General features: G+C 67.3%; 18 protein-coding genes. 8 read left to right on the forward strand and 10 right to left on the reverse strand.

Annotation, left to right across the window (positions count from 1 at the left end):
• Positions 1-44: 44 nt before the first annotated feature.
• From dapE to C5B85_RS01565, 3 genes are all read left to right on the forward strand, one after another.
• The gene (gene dapE / locus C5B85_RS01555) at positions 45-1,175 is read left to right on the forward strand and encodes a succinyl-diaminopimelate desuccinylase (RefSeq protein ID WP_104284302.1); all 1,131 of its coding nucleotides are present in this window, start codon (positions 45-47) and stop codon (positions 1,173-1,175) included.
• Positions 1,157-2,416, forward strand: coding sequence for a hypothetical protein (locus C5B85_RS01560; RefSeq protein WP_146077799.1), 1,260 nt, complete (start codon positions 1,157-1,159; stop codon positions 2,414-2,416). Before dapE ends, C5B85_RS01560 begins: the two co-directional genes overlap by 19 nt.
• Positions 2,417-2,548: 132 nt before the next feature.
• Positions 2,549-3,292 (forward strand): hypothetical protein, encoded by a 744-nt coding sequence (locus C5B85_RS01565; RefSeq protein WP_146077800.1) that lies wholly within the window; start codon positions 2,549-2,551, stop codon positions 3,290-3,292.
• A gap of 67 nt (positions 3,293-3,359) precedes the next feature.
• Here the strand turns inward: C5B85_RS01565 and C5B85_RS01570 are convergent, their stop codons facing one another.
• Positions 3,360-3,956: a superoxide dismutase gene (locus C5B85_RS01570; RefSeq protein WP_104284305.1), complete on the reverse strand. Its 597-nt coding sequence runs from the start codon at positions 3,954-3,956 to the stop codon at positions 3,360-3,362.
• Between the two features lie 217 nt (positions 3,957-4,173).
• Here C5B85_RS01570 and C5B85_RS01575 point away from each other — a divergent pair, with 217 nt between their 5' ends.
• The gene (locus C5B85_RS01575) at positions 4,174-4,344 is read left to right on the forward strand and encodes a DUF3117 domain-containing protein (protein WP_082775374.1); all 171 of its coding nucleotides are present in this window, start codon (positions 4,174-4,176) and stop codon (positions 4,342-4,344) included.
• Positions 4,345-4,413: 69 nt separating this feature from the next.
• Here the strand turns inward: C5B85_RS01575 and C5B85_RS01580 are convergent, their stop codons facing one another.
• Positions 4,414-5,043 carry an O-methyltransferase gene (locus C5B85_RS01580; RefSeq protein WP_104284306.1) on the reverse strand — a complete coding sequence of 210 codons (630 nt, stop codon included), beginning with the start codon at positions 5,041-5,043 and terminating at the stop codon, positions 4,414-4,416.
• 134 nt (positions 5,044-5,177) lie between these two features.
• Between C5B85_RS01580 and C5B85_RS01585 the strand changes: the two genes are divergently transcribed.
• Entirely contained in the window at positions 5,178-5,591 is a 414-nt protein-coding gene (locus C5B85_RS01585) for a Sec-independent protein translocase TatB (RefSeq protein ID WP_374953074.1), read from the forward strand.
• Between the two features lie 60 nt (positions 5,592-5,651).
• Here C5B85_RS01585 and C5B85_RS01590 read toward each other — a convergent pair whose 3' ends face one another.
• Genes C5B85_RS01590 through C5B85_RS01600 form a run of 3 tightly spaced genes read right to left on the reverse strand, consistent with a single transcriptional unit; the run spans position 5,652 to position 8,768 of the window.
• On the reverse strand, positions 5,652-6,785 hold the full coding sequence (locus C5B85_RS01590; protein ID WP_104284308.1) for an Mrp/NBP35 family ATP-binding protein: 1,134 nt from the start codon (positions 6,783-6,785) through the stop codon (positions 5,652-5,654).
• Positions 6,782-7,441: a DUF1003 domain-containing protein gene (locus tag C5B85_RS01595; RefSeq protein WP_104284309.1), complete on the reverse strand. Its 660-nt coding sequence runs from the start codon at positions 7,439-7,441 to the stop codon at positions 6,782-6,784. Before C5B85_RS01595 ends, C5B85_RS01590 begins: the two co-directional genes overlap by 4 nt.
• Complete coding sequence (locus C5B85_RS01600) at positions 7,428-8,768, reverse strand: magnesium transporter MgtE N-terminal domain-containing protein (protein ID WP_104284764.1); 1,341 nt, start codon at positions 8,766-8,768, stop codon at positions 7,428-7,430. The genes C5B85_RS01595 and C5B85_RS01600 overlap by 14 nt, the downstream gene beginning before the upstream one ends.
• 96 nt (positions 8,769-8,864) lie before the next feature.
• Here C5B85_RS01600 and C5B85_RS01605 point away from each other — a divergent pair, with 96 nt between their 5' ends.
• A complete protein-coding gene (locus tag C5B85_RS01605) occupies positions 8,865-9,599 on the forward strand; it encodes a general stress protein (RefSeq protein WP_104284310.1) in 735 nt (244 codons plus the stop codon).
• An 18-nt stretch (positions 9,600-9,617) separates the two neighbouring features.
• Here C5B85_RS01605 and C5B85_RS01610 read toward each other — a convergent pair whose 3' ends face one another.
• Positions 9,618-11,189: an aminopeptidase P family protein gene (locus C5B85_RS01610; RefSeq protein ID WP_104284311.1), complete on the reverse strand. Its 1,572-nt coding sequence runs from the start codon at positions 11,187-11,189 to the stop codon at positions 9,618-9,620.
• A gap of 66 nt (positions 11,190-11,255) precedes the next feature.
• Entirely contained in the window at positions 11,256-12,311 is a 1,056-nt protein-coding gene (locus tag C5B85_RS01615) for an endonuclease/exonuclease/phosphatase family protein (protein ID WP_104284765.1), read from the reverse strand.
• An 86-nt stretch (positions 12,312-12,397) separates the two neighbouring features.
• On the opposite strand from C5B85_RS01615, the gene C5B85_RS01620 reads away from it, so the two are divergent.
• The gene (locus tag C5B85_RS01620) at positions 12,398-13,273 is read left to right on the forward strand and encodes a PHP domain-containing protein (RefSeq protein WP_104284312.1); all 876 of its coding nucleotides are present in this window, start codon (positions 12,398-12,400) and stop codon (positions 13,271-13,273) included.
• 113 nt (positions 13,274-13,386) lie between these two features.
• On the opposite strand, the gene C5B85_RS01625 is transcribed toward C5B85_RS01620, so the two are convergent.
• On the reverse strand, positions 13,387-14,892 hold the full coding sequence (locus C5B85_RS01625) for a DEAD/DEAH box helicase (RefSeq protein ID WP_104284313.1): 1,506 nt from the start codon (positions 14,890-14,892) through the stop codon (positions 13,387-13,389).
• Between the two features lie 198 nt (positions 14,893-15,090).
• Here C5B85_RS01625 and C5B85_RS01630 point away from each other — a divergent pair, with 198 nt between their 5' ends.
• Positions 15,091-15,822, forward strand: a complete 732-nt coding sequence (locus C5B85_RS01630) for a ferritin-like fold-containing protein (RefSeq protein WP_181064222.1) — start codon at positions 15,091-15,093, stop codon at positions 15,820-15,822.
• 145 nt (positions 15,823-15,967) lie between these two features.
• On the opposite strand, the gene C5B85_RS01635 is transcribed toward C5B85_RS01630, so the two are convergent.
• Together C5B85_RS01635 and C5B85_RS18895 are read right to left on the reverse strand one after the other, a co-directional pair.
• The gene (locus tag C5B85_RS01635) at positions 15,968-16,291 is read right to left on the reverse strand and encodes a hypothetical protein (RefSeq protein WP_146077801.1); all 324 of its coding nucleotides are present in this window, start codon (positions 16,289-16,291) and stop codon (positions 15,968-15,970) included.
• A gap of 9 nt (positions 16,292-16,300) precedes the next feature.
• The gene (locus tag C5B85_RS18895; protein ID WP_146077802.1) at positions 16,301-16,525 is read right to left on the reverse strand and encodes a DUF3107 domain-containing protein; all 225 of its coding nucleotides are present in this window, start codon (positions 16,523-16,525) and stop codon (positions 16,301-16,303) included.
• Between the last annotated feature and the right edge of the window lie 130 nt (positions 16,526-16,655).

Below are 16,655 nucleotides of genomic sequence, written 5' to 3' on the forward strand. Positions count from 1 at the left end.
CGGGCGCCGCTGACCCTTCCTCGGGAGGACTTAGGCTTGAACGCATGTCTTCTTTCGTGAGTGCCGAGACCATCGACCTGACGCGACCCTCGACCGAACTCACAAGGATGCTCTGTGACATCCCTTCGGTGTCGGGTGACGAGGCGAGGATCGCCGACGTGATCGAGGCGGCACTGGTGCCGTTTGCGCATCTCCACGTGCTTCGCCTCGGCAACACGATCGTCGCGCGCACCGCTCTGGGGCGGGCTAAGCGCGTCGCGATAGCCGGTCACATCGACACGGTGCCGATCAACAACAACCTCCCGACGCGACCAGAGGTGCTCTCGCCCGAGCAGGCGGCCGCCGACGTGCCAGGCACGCCCGCGGGGGAGTACCTCTGGGGTCGCGGCACGGTAGACATGAAGGCGGGAGTGGCGGTGCAGCTGCGACTCGCTGCGGAGCTCACGGAGCCCGCGGTCGATGTGACCTGGATCTGGTACGACAACGAGGAGGTCGCGTCTGACCTGAACGGGCTGGGTCTGCTCGCCGAGGCACGCCCGGACCTGCTTGCGGCGGACTTCGCGATCCTCGGTGAACCCACGAAGGGCGAGGTCGAGGGGGGATGCAACGGCACGATCCGCGTCGATATCCGGACGCGGGGGAAGCGAGCGCATTCCGCGCGAGCCTGGGTGGGGGAGAACGCGATCCACAAGGCTGCGCCGATCCTCGCGAGGCTCGCGGAGTTTACTCCGGAGACGGTGCCCGTGGAGGGCCTCGACTACCGGGAGGGGCTCAACGCCGTGCGCATCTCCGGCGGCGTCGCAGGGAACGTGATCCCGGATGAGTGCGTCGTGCACGTCAATTACCGGTTCGCGCCAGACAAGTCGCTCGACGAGGCTGAGGCGAGGCTCCGCGAATGGTTCGGCGATTTCGAGCTCGATTTCGTCGACCGTTCTCCCGCCGCGAGGCCCGGGCTGGACGCGCCGCTGGCCCGCGGCTTCCTGGAAGCCGTCGGCGCGGAGGCGAAGCCGAAGTACGGGTGGACGGACGTCGCCCGCTTCTCGGCGCTCGGCATCCCGGCCGTCAACTACGGACCAGGGGACCCGCTCAAGGCGCACGCTGACGACGAGCGCGTGCTGCTCTCCGAGATCACTCGCGTCGAGGAGGGACTCCGAACGTGGCTGACCTCACGCTAGCGAGGACTGGACGCGACGAGTTCACCGTCGCGTCTGACACGAGGCCCACCTACTTCTCCTACTACTGGAGTCGCCTGCCCGCGCTGGCGCAGGTGGCCATCATTTTCTTCGCCTCCCGAGTCGTCACGACGGTCTTCCTGCTCGCGTTCGCGTCGCAGCAGGAGGAGACGTGGCAGTCGCCTGCGAAGCCGGACCTGTGGACCTTCTCGAACCTGTGGGACTCCGCCTGGTACGAGCGGATCGCGACGGGCCCGTACGGCTACTCCAGTGAGCTGCCCCGGAACGATGAGGGGCAGGTGACCGAGAATGCCTGGGCCTTCATGCCCGTGTATCCCATGCTCGTCCGTGCGCTCATGGTCGTGACGACGCTGCCCTGGGAGGTGGCCTCGGTACTCGTGGCGACGGCCTTCGGGTTCGCCGCGGCCTGGGTCTTCAACCGCACGCTCGCGCTGGTCGTGGACAAGAGCACCACGGCATTCGCGACGCTGCTCTTCTGCATCGGGCCGACAAGTCCACTCCTGCAGCTCGGCTACGCCGAGAGCGCGCAGAACTTCTTCGTCGCGCTGCTGCTGTACCTGCTCATCAAGCGGCAGTGGCTTGTCATGCTTCCCGTCATCGTGGTCGCATCCTTCACTCGCCCCACAGGTCTCGCCTGGGCCATGACGCTCGGTCTGTACTTCCTGGCGCGGTGGTGGATGCACGCGAAGGGACGCGAGGACTTCCCCCGCCCCGAGGTCATCAGAGTGATGGCGGCCGGTCTCCTGTCGGCGGTTGCAGGCTTCGGCTGGCTGCTCATCGCGTGGGCGGTGACGGGGGTGCCCTCTGCGTACATCGATACCGAGTTGGCATGGCGCATCCACTACACGGGTCCCATCGAGCTGGTTCCCTTCACGGGGTGGTTCCACGGATCGACGTTCTGGTTCGGGCAACCGATCGGCGCGATCATCGTCGTGCTCTTCGTGGTTGTCGTGCTCGGCGTCATCGCGCTTCCCGTCATGCGCAGGCTCGGCATCGAGATCCGGATCTGGCTCCTCAGCTACTTCACCTACCTCTTCGCCGTGTTCTTCCCGCAATCGAGCACCTTCCGCCTGCTCATGCCGATGTTCCCGGTTCTGGGGGCGATCGCGATCCCAAAGTCACCGCTCTATCGGGTTGGCGTTGTGGTGTTCATGCTTGTTGGCCAGCTGCTCTGGCTGTACTTCTGCTGGTACACGGTCGAGGGCGACTGGACGCCGGCTTAGTTCGGTCCAAACCGACACCGATCCGTGTCCGCTGCGTTAGCGTTTCGGCCTACGGAACCCCCGGTCAGCCCCTAGATTGAGTGCACGCAACAGCACCGGCGCGAAGGCGCCGACAACACGGGGGAGCAGGACATGGAACGACTCAGGGTGGGGCGGATCGCAGCGATCGCGGCGGTCGGCATGCTGGCACTGACGGGGTGCCAGCCGACTCAGGGAGAGGCCACGCCTGCGGTCACTCCCGAGGTCACGTCCTCACCCGTCGAGACAGCATCTGCAACGCCGGCGCCCACGGCCATGCCGTCGACTCAGCCCGAGGAGACGGAACAGTCTCCTCTTCCCTGGGCGGTCACCTCGCTCGATTCGGCCGAGCAATGCGCGTTCTTCACCGACGCCATGCTCGGAGACCTGAACGCTCCTCGACTCGCGCCATTCGAACAGGCATTCAGCCTCGAGCAGCACCCCGATCTGACGCAGCTCGCGGACGCCGCCCCTGAGCTCTGCAACTGGGTTCCGGCCAAGGCAGGCGACGTGGAGGGAACCGGCGGCGGTGTCCCGTCCGCGAAGTGGCGATCGACGTTCCTCCACATCGCGACAGTCCCGGGCAGCGAGGCGCTCGACGCCGAGAACATGTTCGACGAGTTCGAGAGTTTCAGCGAGGGCTTCTCGGTCGGCACAAACCCGTACATGACACAGGAACTCGGCGACGGTGCTGTCTACTTCCTCGAGAACAAGACGCACGGCGAGACTGTTCAAGCCGATATCTGCCACTACGTCGAGGGACAGACGGTGATTACGATCGTGCGGGAGACCGACGGGCAGTGCCTCGCTTCACTCGAGCAGGTCATCGCCATCGCGAAGGGTGATTACGGCTCTTGAGCCAGCACAACGATCGCCGCATCCATCACTGGATGCGGCGATCGCCATGTGTTGGTCTTCTCGCGACTCAGGCGCGAGCGGCGTCGAGGCGCTCGCCGACATTCTTCCAGTTGACGATGTTCCAGAACGCCTTGATGTAGTCGGCGCGCACGTTCTGGTAGTCGAGGTAGTAGGCGTGCTCCCACACGTCGAGTTGCAGCAGCGGCGTGACCCCGAACGGGATGTTGCCCTGCTGGTCGAACATTTGGAACGTGGTCAGGTTGCCGCCGGTCTGCTCGTAGCCGAGTACCGCCCAGCCGGAGCCCTGGACGCCGAGAGCTACAGCCGTGAACTGCGCCTGGAACTTGTCCAGGCCGCCAAACTGCTCGTCGATGGCGTCCTTGATGCCGCCCTCGGGCTCACCGCCATCAGGCGAGAGGTTCGTCCAGAACACGCTGTGGTTCACGTGTCCGCCGAGATTGAAGGCAAGGTCCTTCTCGAGCTTGTTGATGTTTGCGAGGTTGCCGCTGTCACGCGCTTCGGCGATCTGCTCGAGCGCCGTGTTCGCGCCCTTCACGTAGGTCGCGTGGTGCTTGTCGTGGTGCAACTCCATGATTCGGGCCGAGATGTGGGGCTCGAGTGCCGCGTAGTCGTATGGAAGGTCGGGAAGCGTGAATTCAGCCACGGGAGGTCCTTTCGATCATCTGGCTAGAGCAGAAGGCACCCTCGGTGCCAGCAGAAACCGACGCTACACCTCGGTTCTGGTCGTTCCCCGCGTCGCTTGGGCGCAAGTCGGCACGGTTTCGATTCGCGACTTTCCACATTCCGGAGGGCCGATTGCACACTCCGTCCACGAATTTGGGATACTAGGGAGACACTGCACAAATCTTGGAGGCGCAATTATGGCCGCGATGAAACCGCGTACTGGTGACGGACCTATGGAAGCCATCCGCGAAACACGGCTGATCATCGTCCGTGTACCCCTTGAGGGCGGCGGGCGCCTCGTGGTGTCCGTCAACGACGACGAGGCCCGCGAGCTTCGCGATGCGCTGAGCGCAGTCGTCGGCGAATAGCCGTTTCGCACGAAAGGAAGGGCGTCGACCACTCGGTCGACGCCCTTCCTCTCTGCCGGGTCGAGGTGTCTAGCGCAGCTTCGTGAGCTGCAGGATTCCGCCATCAAGGGGCAGCAGGGAGAGCCGCAGGTCGTCCTGCAGGTCGAACTCGGAGTAGAGCGCACGCAGCCCGCTGGTGAGGGCGTCGCGCCGGGCGGGGGACGCCACCTTGCCGCCGTTGAGGGCCCCGAGGGCGACGATCGTCCCGCCTGGGCGGATCAGGCGGAGTCCATGCTGGAGGTGGGCGCCGATGTGGGCGACGTCGCCGCCGATCACGACGAGGTCGTAGCCGCCTTCGGTCATGCGGGGCAGCACGTCCTGCGGGTGGCCAGTGATGAATCGGAGGCTCGCGCCGCGCGCGCCGGCGGAGATCAGCAGGCGTCGCGCGTGACCGAGATACTCGGGCTCGGCATCGATGCACGTGATCGTCGAGTCAGGCGCGCCGCGCCAGACTGCGTGGGTCAGCACACCTGCGCCAGTCCCGATCTCGATGATCGTGGATGCGCCTGTCGCGGCGGCGAGGAACGTCAGGTGGGCGGCGGTCGCCGCAGACGGCAGCGGAAGGCCGAGCTCGAGAGTCAGCTGACGAGCATCCCGGACGAATGCATCGTCCACGATTCGCTCGTTGATGTAACGCGAGCTGAGCTCCAGTTCAGACATTCTTCAAGACTAGCGTCGGCTTGGGCCGCGGGACCCGAATGTCGAGTCGCGGCTGGCGGGCCTCGAGTGCCGCGCCCGCGCATCCCAGAGCCTATGATGGGACGGTGTTTGGGCTGACGTTTGAGAAGTTGCTGTTGATCGGCATTATCGCGGCCTTCATCATCGGTCCCGACAAGCTCCCGAAAGCTGCCGAGCGTCTCGCTGATGCGGTCAAGTGGCTTCGTGGGGCATCCACGAATGCGAAGTCGCGCATGAAAGAAGAGATGGGCGACGACTTCGCGGACGTCGACTGGCGCAAGCTCGACCCCCGCCAGTACGACCCTCGTCGCATCATCCGTGACGCGCTGCTGTCCGAGGACGAGCCAGCGGCGCCGGAGCCGGCTCCCGTGAACGCAGCTTCCGGCGCAGCAGCGTCCAGCGTCGGCGCGGTCGCAGCTGCCGGGGCCGCCGCCGCGGTCGGTGGAGCATCTCGACCAAGCTGGGCGTCAAGCGCGGTGCCCGTGCCTTCCGTTATCGGCCCCGTGCCGTTCGACGGCGAAGCGACCTGATCTCGCGCGCCTCCTCGGCCCTACCCTGAGCTGTTGCTGTGTCCCTGAAGCGCGCTGCCGTCAGACGAGTGTCACGGGGAGTCTGCGCCCGCTGAGCCCGCGCGGTTGCGCCAGGAGTGCGTCCGCCGCCTGCTGCAGCGCTCGACCGGCCGGGCTGCTCGGCGCCTCTCGCAGGAGCGGCGTGCCTGCGTCTCCCGACTCGCGGAGCGGCTGGCTCACGGGCACTTCGGCAAGCAGTTCGACCGGTGCGCCCTCCTCACTGAGCCTGGTCGCGACGGCCCTGCCGCCCCCTTCGCCGAAGAGCGCGACGACCTCTCCGTCGGAGGTCGAGAACGGCGACATCGTCTCGATGACGCCGACAACGCGCTGACCGGTCTTCCTCGCCAGCGCACCCGAGCGCCAGGCGACCTCCGCAGCCGCTGCCTGAGGGGTCGTGACAACAACAACCTCCGCCGCCGGCAGGAGCTGTCCAAGCGAGATCGCGATGTCGCCAGTCCCAGGCGGAAGATCGAGCAGCAGGACGTCGAGGTCGCCGAAGTACACGTCCGTGAGGAACTGTTCGATCGTGCGGTGCAGCATCGGGCCGCGCCAGGCGACCACCTGCGAGTCGTCGCCCAGGAACATCCCGATCGAGATGAGCTTCACCCCGTGCGCTTCAGGTGGCACGATCATGTCGCCGATCCGGGTCGGGGAGACGTCGTCGCCCAGACCGAACAAGCCAGGGATCGAGTAGCCGTGCACGTCGGCGTCGATAAGCCCGACGCTCAGGCCCCGCCGCGCGAACGCTGCGGCGAGGTTCGCGGTGACGGTCGACTTGCCGACACCGCCCTTGCCGCTCGTGACGGCTATGACACGCGTGAGGGAGTCTCGACCGAATGGATGCACTCGGCCGGCTCGCGAGCCGCGGAGTCGCTCGGTGAGCGCCGTGCGCTGCTCACGCGTCATGACGCCGACCTCGAGATCGTACGGTGCGTCATCCAGAACGGACTCGATTGCTGAGCGCACCTCCCGCTCGATCTGCCGGGCGGCCGGGCAGCCGACGATCGTGAGCCTGAGCTCGACCTCGATGGTCCCGTCGGCACGCTCGTCGACGCGCTCGATCATTCCGAGCTCGGTCAGTGGTCGACGCAGCTCCGGGTCGCTGACCCCGGCGAGCGCGTTCCAGATGTCCTCGGCAAGCGTCACGCTGCTCACGCCTGCTCTTCTGCCGACTTGGCCGCGCGCTTCCTGTCTCGGATCGCTTCCGCGCGGCGACGCGCGGAGTCGCTGACGCGCTGCTCTTGGCGCGAGATGGTCTCAGAGCCCTCCTCGTCAGGGTCGTCGAGATCCTCGATGTCTTCGAGGAGCGCGCGCAGCTCAGCACGGATGAAGTCCTTCGAAGCCAGGTCCTTGGTGAGCACTCGGAGCGCGACGATCTCTCTCGCGAGATACTCGAGGTCGGCGGAGTTGCGCTCAGCTCGCTGGCGATCCTGGGCGATCTGCACGCGGTCGCGGTCGTCCTGACGGTTCTGCGCGAGCAGCAGCATGGGTGCGGCGTAGGAAGCCTGGAGCGACAGCATCAGCGTCAGGGCGATGAAGCCGAGGTCGGCGGAGTCGAAGCGCAGCTCGATGGGCGCCATCGAGTTCCACACGACCCAGAAAATGACGAACAGGGAGAGGCCGACGAGGAACGCGGGCGTTCCCATGGCGCGCGCAAACGCCTCCATTCCACGGCCGAACGCATCGCTCCGCTCGTGGTCGCGGTTCTCGGAATCGTCCCCGCGCGAGTCCCGCCTGGGCTTGGGGCGCGGTCGACGGAGGTGGAGGCCCTTCACCTTGGGGCGCTCGAGATCGTCTTCACGACGTGCCATGAGTCCTCCGGGCTGCTGGGGAGTTCGCGGGGGCCGTGACGGCGCGCTTGGTGCCGACTCGTTGCGAGACGCGACTCGGCACGACTTCTCCCTCGGCGTCGACCTGGCGCCAGTCCTCTGGCAGGAGGTGGTCGAGGACATCATCGATCGTCACGACACCGACAAGTCGATGGGCGTCGTCGATGACGGGAAGGGCCACGAGGTCATAACTCGCGAGGACGCGAGCAACCTCGGCGTCGCGCATCGTGGTGGGCGCCGGCTCCATCTCACGGTCCAGGATCGTGTCGAGCCGCTCGTGCGGCGGGTACCTGAGGAGCCTCTGGAAGTGAACGAGCCCGAGGTAGCGCCCCGTCGGCGGTTCGTACGGCGACAGCGTGACGAAAACACTCGTCGCGAGAGCCGCGGGGAGGTCCTTCCGACGGATGAGGACAAGGGCTTCGGCGACGGTCGCGTCGCCGGGCAGGATCACCGGGTCCGTGGTCATGAGCCCGCCGGCCGTATCCGGGGCGAACTCGAGGAGCATACGCACCTCTTCGGCCTCCTCAGGGTCCATGCGCTGGAGCAGAGCCTCGCTCTTGACCGCGTCGAGCTTGGCAACGAGGTCGGCGGCGTCATCTGGCTGCATCTGGTCGAGCACGTCCGCAGCGTGCTCCTCATCGAGCCACTCGATGATCGTCACCTGGTCGGACTCCCGCATCTCCTCAAGGACATCCGCGAGCCGCTCGTCTGGCAGCATGCTCACGACCTCTTTGAGGCGCGCATCCGGCAGATCGAGGAGCGCGGTGGCGAAGTCGCTTGGCTTCATCTCCGAGTGGGCCGTGAGGAACTGCGTTGCGGCCTGCTGCTCACCGATCGTGAGTTCGGGAGTGACCTCGCCCCAGGTCGCGAAGCGAGTCGGCCCGGTGCCGAAGAGCTGTTTGCTCTTGCGCGGCAGGCGCACGAAGAGCTGTCCGACGCTCCAGTTGCCCTGCGCGTCCTCCTCGATCTGGACGTCCTCGATCGTGCCGGAGGCGGTCCCGTCGTTGAACGTCACGGATCGGTCCGCGAGGTCCGCGAGGACCCGGACCTCCTGCCCGTGCTGCACGAACGGCCGCGAGTCGATCTCGCCGCTCACGACGATCTGGCCAGAGCCGATTGACTCGACCTGGCGGATGGGGATGAAGATCAGCCGTTTGCTCTTGGTCTCGACGACGAGTCCGTTGACCCTGGGGGAGTGCGCTGCGCGATACTCGACGATGACATCGCGGACCTTGCCGATCCGGTCCCCGTCTTCGTCGAAGACGGGGCACGCGGAAAGACGCGCGGTAAAGACCTTGGAGACGCTCACGGGCCAATGGTAGTCGCCGCTGACTGCTCGCCAGCCAACAGCGAACATGTGACTCACCCGACGCGTTTCCGCAGGCCGGGCTGAGAGAATGGCGGCATGACAACCCCAGGCACGACGACACGTGGCGCTCGCAGCCGGTTCCCCAAGGTCCCAGAGGGCGACGTGATCGCAAGCCTCGACAGCTACGAGGCAGCCCGCTCTGTGGTGGACGGCCTCGCGAAGCAGGACTTCCCTGTCTCGACGGTCTCCATCCTCGGCAGCCACCTTCGAACCGTCGAGCGGGTCACTGGCCGGATGTCCTTCGGCAAGGCCGCCCTCGGCGCGGTCGGCACCGGCGTCATGCTCGGCCTCTTCGTCGGCCTCCTCGTGCTCATCGTGACGCCCGGCGTCGGCTTCGAGACGCTGATCGCCATCCTCCCGGTCGCGATCGGCTTCTCGGTCATCTGGAGCGTCATCGGCTACGCGCTGAACCCCCAGCGCAGGCAGTTCACCTCCGTCATGCAGGTTGTCGCAACCCACTTCGACGTCGTGGTCCCGCGAGAGCACGCTGAGAAGGCCCGCGGACTGCTTGGCACGACCCGGCCGACGGCTGCCCCCGTGCCGCAGCAGACGCCGGTGCACACTCAGAGCGTCGTGCCCGCCGCCCCGCAGTCGCCCGTGCTCGCAAACGGCCAGGCTCAGCCTGGCGACGCTGCGCCCACCGAGCCGCAGGAGCCCGCCGCGCCGCGCCGCACGTACGCGGAAGCGCAAGCGGAGATGCGCCGGCTAGAGCGCGAAAAGCGCGCCGAGCAGGCCGCGCAGGACCGCTCGGGGTCGAGCACAAGCTCCTGACCCCGGCGGTGGCGCTGCCTATCGCTCGTTGAGCCTCGTGAACCACGCCTCGACGTCTGCGACTGTCCGAGGGATGCTCAGCGACAGGTTCTCGGCACCGTCGGCGGTGACGAGGATGTCGTCCTCGATGCGCACGCCGATGCCCCTGAGCTGCTCCGGGACCGTGAGGTCGTCCGGCTGCAGGTAGAGCCCAGGCTCGATGGTGAAGACCATGCCCTCCTCGAGCACTCCATCAAGGTAGAGCTCGCGGCGGGCCTTCGCGCAGTCGTGCACGTCAATGCCGAGGTGGTGGCTTGTGCCGTGCACCATGTAGCGGCGGTAGAGCTGCTCGGCAGGATCGGCTTCGCCGAGCCCCAGCGGCATGCCGAGCTCCTGCGTGCGCCTGGCGATGACTTCCATCGCGGTGTCGTGAATGGTGCGGAACGTGATGCCGGGGCGGACGATCGCAAACGCAGCGTCTGCCGCCTCGAGCACGATCTCGTACACCAGACGCTGCTCGTCGGTGAATCGGCCCGTCACAGGGATCGTCCGCGTGATGTCGGCTGTGAAGAGGGAATCGACCTCGACGCCCGCATCCACGAGGATCAGCTCGCCCGGGTGGACCGCGCCGGAGTTCTTCGTCCAGTGGAGGATGCACGCGTGGCTCCCAGAGGCGGCGATCGTGTCGTAGCCGACATCGTTGCCCTCGAGCCTGGCCCGAGCCTGGAAGACGCCTTCCACGATGCGCTCACCTCGCGTGTGTGCGGAGGCCTTCGCGAGCGAGGCCACGATGTCGTCGAAGCCCGCAGCCGTGGCAGCAACAGCCTCGCGCATCTGGTCAACCTCGTAGGCGTCCTTCACGAGCCTCAGCTCGCTCAGGTCCTGAGCGAGGAGCGCGTCGTCGGCGAGGAGCGCATCGAACTCGGCGTCGGGGAGGGACATCGTGCGACGCGCCTCGTCGACCCGCTCCGTGAGAGCTGCGTCGGCCTCTCTCAGCAAGAGCGTGCGTGCGTCCGTGACCAGACCGAGCTCGGAGAACTCGGCGAGGTCGCGCGCCGCGACGTAGAGGTCGGCCGCCGTCTGCGCGAGTGAGGGACGCGGCCCGATCCAGAACTCGCCGATCTCGGAGTTCGCGTAGAACTCGTCACTGTCGCGGCCGGCACGCTCACGAAAGTACACGGTGGCCTCGTGCCCGTCGTCGACGGGGTTGAGGACAAGGACGGCGCCCGGCTCCGCGTCGGAACCCCACCCCGTCAGCTGCGAGAAGGCAGAGTGCGCGCGGAACCTGTAGTCGGTGTCGTTCGAGCGCTGCTTGAGGCTCCCGGCCGGGATGACGAGGCGCGCGCCGCGGTGGCGCGCCGAGATTGCCTCTCGGTGCGCCGAGGCAGTGGGGACCGAGACTCTGGCCGCAGGAAGGGGCTCCTCGCGATTCGCCCAGCCCTGCATGATCTGCGCACGGAACGCGTCGCTCCTCGGCGTCGTGCTGCGGTTCTCGTTTGCTGGCGCCTCGCCTGGCTGCTGGCCGCCTGCGGCCGTGTCGGCGGTCTCGTTCTGGGGCCCGGAGACGGAGTCGGTGGCGGACAGGGTGATGGCGCGGTCGGAGGTAGTCACCCTGCCATTCTCGCGCGGAAAACTGGATGGGGCGCTCAGCCGCCCCCATCTTGACGAGTGAGGCCCTCAGCTTGCCGAGGTCGGGGTGAGCTGCGCGAACACAGGGCGGTGGTCGCTGCCCGCGGAGTCACGGGAGAGGAGCACCTCGAAGCCCGTGACGCTCCACTCGGGTGTCGCCATGACGCGGTCGATGTTCGCGCCGAGCAGCGGGGGGACGCCCGCCGTCCACGTGCCGACGGCCCCGTTCCCCGAAGCGAGCGCGGCATCCGCGCACGACCCGAGCTGGCTGTTGTCGTCCGCGCCGAGCCCCGACAGGTGATCAAGCGTCGAGTTGAAGTCGCCCGCCACGATGGTGTTGCTCGAGCACTGGGCTGCAAGCCACTCGAGGTCGGTGTTCCACGAGCTCATGTTGCCCGGAGTGGGAGACACGGGGTGGGCCGCAATGATCGTCGGACCGTTGCCGTCCACCGGAACCGCGATGACCGTGGGCAGCGTGCTCGTGTCGCCCCTGTCGGTGACGACCTCGTAGTCGCCGAGGTCTGGTGAGATGAGCAGCGTCGTCGAGGTGGCTTTGTAATCCTCATCGATGGTGTGCGTGTGCACCCACATTGGGGAGCCCGCCTCGGACATCTGGGCAGCGATCTCCACGCCGAGCTCCTCAGTCGTCTCGGGGAGCACCACGACGTCCGCGCCGACCTCGATGGCGAGTTCCGCGACTGAAGGCGAGCCAGGGGCATCTCCTCGCGTGTTCCAACTCAGGATGTTGATGCTTTCGGGCGAGTCCGCCGCCGCCACGGGAGAGCCGAGCCCCCGGTCGACGAGCAGGGCGGCCGTCGCCGCGACGAAGACCGCGATGACAAGCGTCGTCATCCCGAGGACGGCCCTGGCCTTGCGAGAGGCAAGGACCGGGATGAGGAGCAGCAGCATGATCGCCGTCGCGCCGATCGCTACCGGGAGCCGGAACGAGATCGCCTGCGCGACGAGCGGTGCTCGCTGGAGGTCGAGCAGCTGCGGCCAGCCGAGGACGATCGCCGCGGCGAGCGCGACGAGCCCAAGCAGGAGCCCCGCTATTCGGTAACCGGCAATGGCGGATCGTCTGGGTGGTGGAGAAGTACGCGGCATGACGGCCTCAGCGTAGCCCCCGGGGTCTCGCGACTCTGGGAGGCGCATGGCGTTGAGCTCTCCGCGCCCTGTGCTTTGATCGGGGCATGACCTCCTTCGACAAGCCAGGCATCGACCTCCACACCCATTCCGTGGTCTCTGATGGCACCGAATCGCCCGGCGAGGTCGTCCGACAGGCAGCGAAGGCTGGCCTCGACGTGATCGCCCTCACCGATCACGACACGACCGCTGGCTGGGCCGAAGCGAGCGTCGCGGCGAGAGAGACCGGGGTGACGCTCATCCCCGGCATCGAGTTCTCCTCGCAGCTGAACCACGCGAGCGTTCATGTGCTCGGCTACCTCATCGATCCAGCCAACGAGGTCATGCTCGCGGAGATGCAGCAGGTGCGCGCGTCGCGAGTCTCTCGCGCCGAGCGCATGGTGCGGATGATCGGCGCCGACCACGACCTCGACTGGGACGACGTGCTCTCGGTCACGGAGCCTGGGGCGACTGTCGGCCGCCCGCACATCGCCGACGCGCTTGTCGCGAAAGGTATCGCAGAGAGCCGCGTGGCCGCGTTCGAGACGATCCTCCACTGGCGAGGCGGATACTACGTCGCGCACTACGCGCCAAGCCCGTTCGACGCCGTCAAGTTGATCCGCCGGGCGGGTGGCGTGCCGGTGCTCGCGCATCCCGGGTCGCGCGGAAAACGGGGGATGGCACAGGATGTCGTCGGGCAGCTCGTGCAGGCCGGGCTCGCCGGGCTCGAAGTCGGGCACAGGGAGAACGACGCCGAGAGCCGCGCGCTCCTGCTCGAGATCGCAGCCGAGCACAATCTCATCGTCACGGGATCAAGCGACTACCACGGGGCGGGGAAGCCCAATCGTCTCGGCGAGAACACGACAGCGCCCGAACAGCTGCAGCGCATCCTGGACCAGGCGACTGGCAGCGAACCTGTGTTCGCCGAACCGAACGCGCTCTAGCGAGAAGCAGCGTGCCGCGGTGCGCACGTCTCGCGCACCTCGCCCGCGCTTCCAGTGAGACGCAGAACGGCGCCGAGCGGATACTCGGCGCCGTTCTGCTGTGCTCTTGCGAATTACTCGCTTGGCTGCGTCTCCTGGCTTGGCTGCGAGTCCTGGCGCGGGGCGCCTGATTCGCTCGCCGAACCGCCGCGACGACGACGGCGACGGCGAGCTGGACGCTCGGCCCCGGACTCACCGGCCGGCTGCTCAGCAGGAGCCGACTCTGTCACGGATGTCGTCGCGTCAGGTGCTGTCGCTGCGTCGTCGCCGCGACGACGCGAGCGCGAACGAGCCGGGCGCTCAGACGAACCGCGGGAGGACGAGCCACCCCGTTCGCTGCGCTCGCCGCGGTCGCTGGAAGTGTGCCGGCTGCCGGGTGACTGCACCTCGCGCTTCGGGGCAGCGATCCGTCCCTTCGTGCCTTCAGGGATGCGCATGTCCGCATAGAAGTGCGGGGACGACGAGTACGTCTCAACCGGCTCCTCGGCGCCGAGCTCGAGGGCCTTCGAGATGAGCGCCCACTTGTGCAGGTCGTCCCAGTCGATGAAGGTCACAGCGATTCCGGTATTGCCAGCACGTCCGGTGCGGCCCACGCGGTGGAGGTAGGCCTTCTCATCCTCCGGGATCGTGTGGTTGATGACGTGCGACACGTCGTCGACGTCGATGCCGCGGGCGGCGACGTCGGTCGCGATGAGGACGTCCTTCTTGCCAGCCTTGAACGCGGCCATTGCGCGCTCACGCTGCTCCTGGTTGAGGTCGCCGTGAACGGCAGCGGCCTTGAACCCACGGTCGGTGAGCTCCTCCATGAGCTTCGCGGCAGCGCGCTTGGTGCGCGTGAAGATGACGGTCTTGCCGCGACCTTCTGCCTGGAGGATGCGCGCGATCATCTCGTCCTTGTCGAGCGGGTGAGCTCGGTAGATGACGTGTTCGATGTTCGCCTGCGTGATGCCCTCGTCCGGGTCGGTCGCGCGGATGTGGATGGGCTTCGTCATGAAGCGGCGCGCGAGGGCCACGATCGGGCCGGGCATCGTCGCGGAGAAGAGCATGGTGTGGCGCGTCGCGGGCGTCTGCGCGAAGAGGCGCTCGATGTCGGAGAGGAAGCCGAGGTCGAGCATCTTGTCGGCCTCGTCGAGCACCATCTCGCGCACGTTGGAGAGGTTGAGCATCCGCTGCTGCGCGAGGTCGAGGAGGCGACCCGGCGTGCCGACCACGATCTGGGCGCCGGCCTTGAGCTGCTCAATCTGGCCCTCGTACGCCTTGCCGCCATAGATCGGGACGACGGTCGTCTTGCGGCCCGAGACGGCGATCTCGAGGTCTTCGTAGACCTGGACGGCGAGTTCACGCGTTGGCACGACGACAAGCGCCTGCACGCCGTGGGCGGGCTCGAGGCCGAGCCGCTGAATGAGCGGGAGGCCGAAGCCGAAGGTCTTGCCAGTGCCCGTCTTGGCCTGGCCGATGATGTCCTGCCCGCTCAGCGCGAGAGGAATCGTCTGCTCCTGGATGGGGAACGGCTCGGTGATGCCGTGTCCCTCGAGGGCCGAGACGATGTCGGCATCGATGGAAAGGTCGGAGAACTTCACGAGTGAAACGCCCTGTCTGCAGTTGTGGGATGCGCCCGGGAGGTCGAAGGGCGCCGAACGGCCGCGGTCGCGGCATCGCCACAGTCTAGCGAATAGGTCCAATCCGGTCTCCTCTGGCGTGAATGGCGCACAGATAGCCCCGCACGGACCGCTGAGGGGTGCGACGAGTGCGCCTCGTCTGGCACATAGGATGTGCGTGTGAAGCCAGTATTCGGAAGGCGCGGCGGAGACCGATCTCAGGATGACGCAGCCCCGGCATCGGCGCCGAAGCCAGCGACGTCGCTGAAAGACCTGCTGGTTCCCGTCGACGTGCTTGTGGCGCGCGCCGCGTATCTCGAGCTACTGCTTTTCCAGGAGCTCTCGGCCATCGTCAACGAGGCGCCCGCGCTTGCCAACAAGCAGCACATCGGCGCAGCGGCGAACGCCGCGCTCGAGCGTCATAGGGCGCTGCTCGGAGGCGCTGAAGCCGCTGCGGAAGCGGCTGCCATCGCCCGCATCGGCGAGGCTGCCAAGCACTTTGCCGGCTACCCGGAACGTGTACTCGGGCACGACTGGGCCCAGCGGCTCCTGAGCTGCCACCTCTCGTCAGGCTTTTTCCGCGACTTCTTCGGCGAGGTCGCCGAGCACGGCGGGCGGAGCTACCGCGATGCGCTCGCGCCCGTCTTCATCACCGACGAGGAACGCGACCAGCTGCTACCGGTCATCGAGGCCGCCATCCACTATGAGGACGGGCTCGGCGACAGGCTTGCCATGTGGGGTCGGCGCATCGTCGGCGACACGGTGCTCGCGATCCGGCTCGCGCTGGACGTCCCGCTCGGATCGAGCGGCGATGCACGCCTCCCCGACGGGGAGGCGCAGCTCGAGAAGCTCGCCTCTGTGCTCTACGCGGGCCATTCGCGCCGGATGAACACGCTGGGCCTCGCCGCCTAGGGCGGCGTCCGACACGCGGCCGGGCATCGCTCGGGGCGTCGAGGCAGGACCCCTGGCACGCCGAAGGGCCCCGCTGCTCGGCACTCCCAAAGGTGTGCTCGAGGACCGGGGCCCTTGGCGCTGTGCGAGTCTCTGCCCGCTTCGCCTACGTGGTCTGCGCTCGGCCCAGGTGGCTGAGGCGGTGCAGGAGATCGTCGTCGTCGTGCTGGCGGCGGTTGCTCAGCGACCATCCGACGACCACAGTGGCAATCGCCGAGGCTGCAAGCGTGATCACCCAGATCCAGCCACCGTCGTAGGCCAGCCACGGGGCAGCGCCCTGGAGCCAGGTCAGCGCCTGCCACACGACGAGTGCGACGATGCCGCCGAGCGCTGGGAGCAGCACCGGGCCACGCGTGGCACGGTGCGGCGCGGCGAACTGCACGGCGACGCCGAGCAGGATCCCCGCGAGGCCCGCGAACATGAGTTCCATGGCGAAGGGCTAGGCGATGAAGCCGACGCGGCGAGCCTGGTCGCCGGAGAGCTCCACGTACAGGATGTTCGCGGTCGCGACGAGGTACGAGCGCGACTTCGAGTCGTGCAGCTTGACGATCGCCGCGTCCTTCGCGACCGCTTCTTCGATGATGCGCTCGAAATCGTCCTTGGTGAGATCAGTCTCGAACGAGAGCTCTCGTGGGGCGTGCTTGATGCCGATGCGAACTTCCACTTGGCGCCTTTCGGATGCGAACGGGTGTCTGGCTAGGCTACCGGCAGCCCGAGGGCCTGGCTCGCATTGGCTCCGTCTTTCGCCGTGGGCGCAACACGCCTGCCCGACCGCGGGCGAAATCGCGGGGCTT

The sequence above is a fragment of the Pseudoclavibacter sp. AY1F1 genome (genome assembly GCF_002931075.1).
In the GTDB taxonomy this organism is placed as follows: Bacteria; Actinomycetota; Actinomycetes; order Actinomycetales; family Microbacteriaceae; genus Pseudoclavibacter.

Excerpts from the sequence above, each read along its gene's own strand:
- C5B85_RS01620 (WP_104284312.1), top strand. The coding sequence starts at position 12,398 with ATGACCTCCTTCGACAAGCCAGGCATCGACCTCCACACCCATTCCGTG.
- C5B85_RS01565 (WP_146077800.1), top strand. The coding sequence starts at position 2,549 with ATGGAACGACTCAGGGTGGGGCGGATCGCAGCGATCGCGGCGGTCGGC.
- C5B85_RS01605 (WP_104284310.1), top strand. The coding sequence starts at position 8,865 with ATGACAACCCCAGGCACGACGACACGTGGCGCTCGCAGCCGGTTCCCC.
- C5B85_RS01580 (WP_104284306.1), bottom strand. The coding sequence starts at position 5,043 with ATGTCTGAACTGGAGCTCAGCTCGCGTTACATCAACGAGCGAATCGTG.
- C5B85_RS01595 (WP_104284309.1), bottom strand. The coding sequence starts at position 7,441 with ATGGCACGTCGTGAAGACGATCTCGAGCGCCCCAAGGTGAAGGGCCTC.
- C5B85_RS01575 (WP_082775374.1), top strand. The coding sequence starts at position 4,174 with ATGGCCGCGATGAAACCGCGTACTGGTGACGGACCTATGGAAGCCATC.
- C5B85_RS01635 (WP_146077801.1), bottom strand. The coding sequence starts at position 16,291 with ATGGAACTCATGTTCGCGGGCCTCGCGGGGATCCTGCTCGGCGTCGCC.
- C5B85_RS01615 (WP_104284765.1), bottom strand. The coding sequence starts at position 12,311 with ATGCCGCGTACTTCTCCACCACCCAGACGATCCGCCATTGCCGGTTAC.
- dapE (WP_104284302.1), top strand. The coding sequence starts at position 45 with ATGTCTTCTTTCGTGAGTGCCGAGACCATCGACCTGACGCGACCCTCG.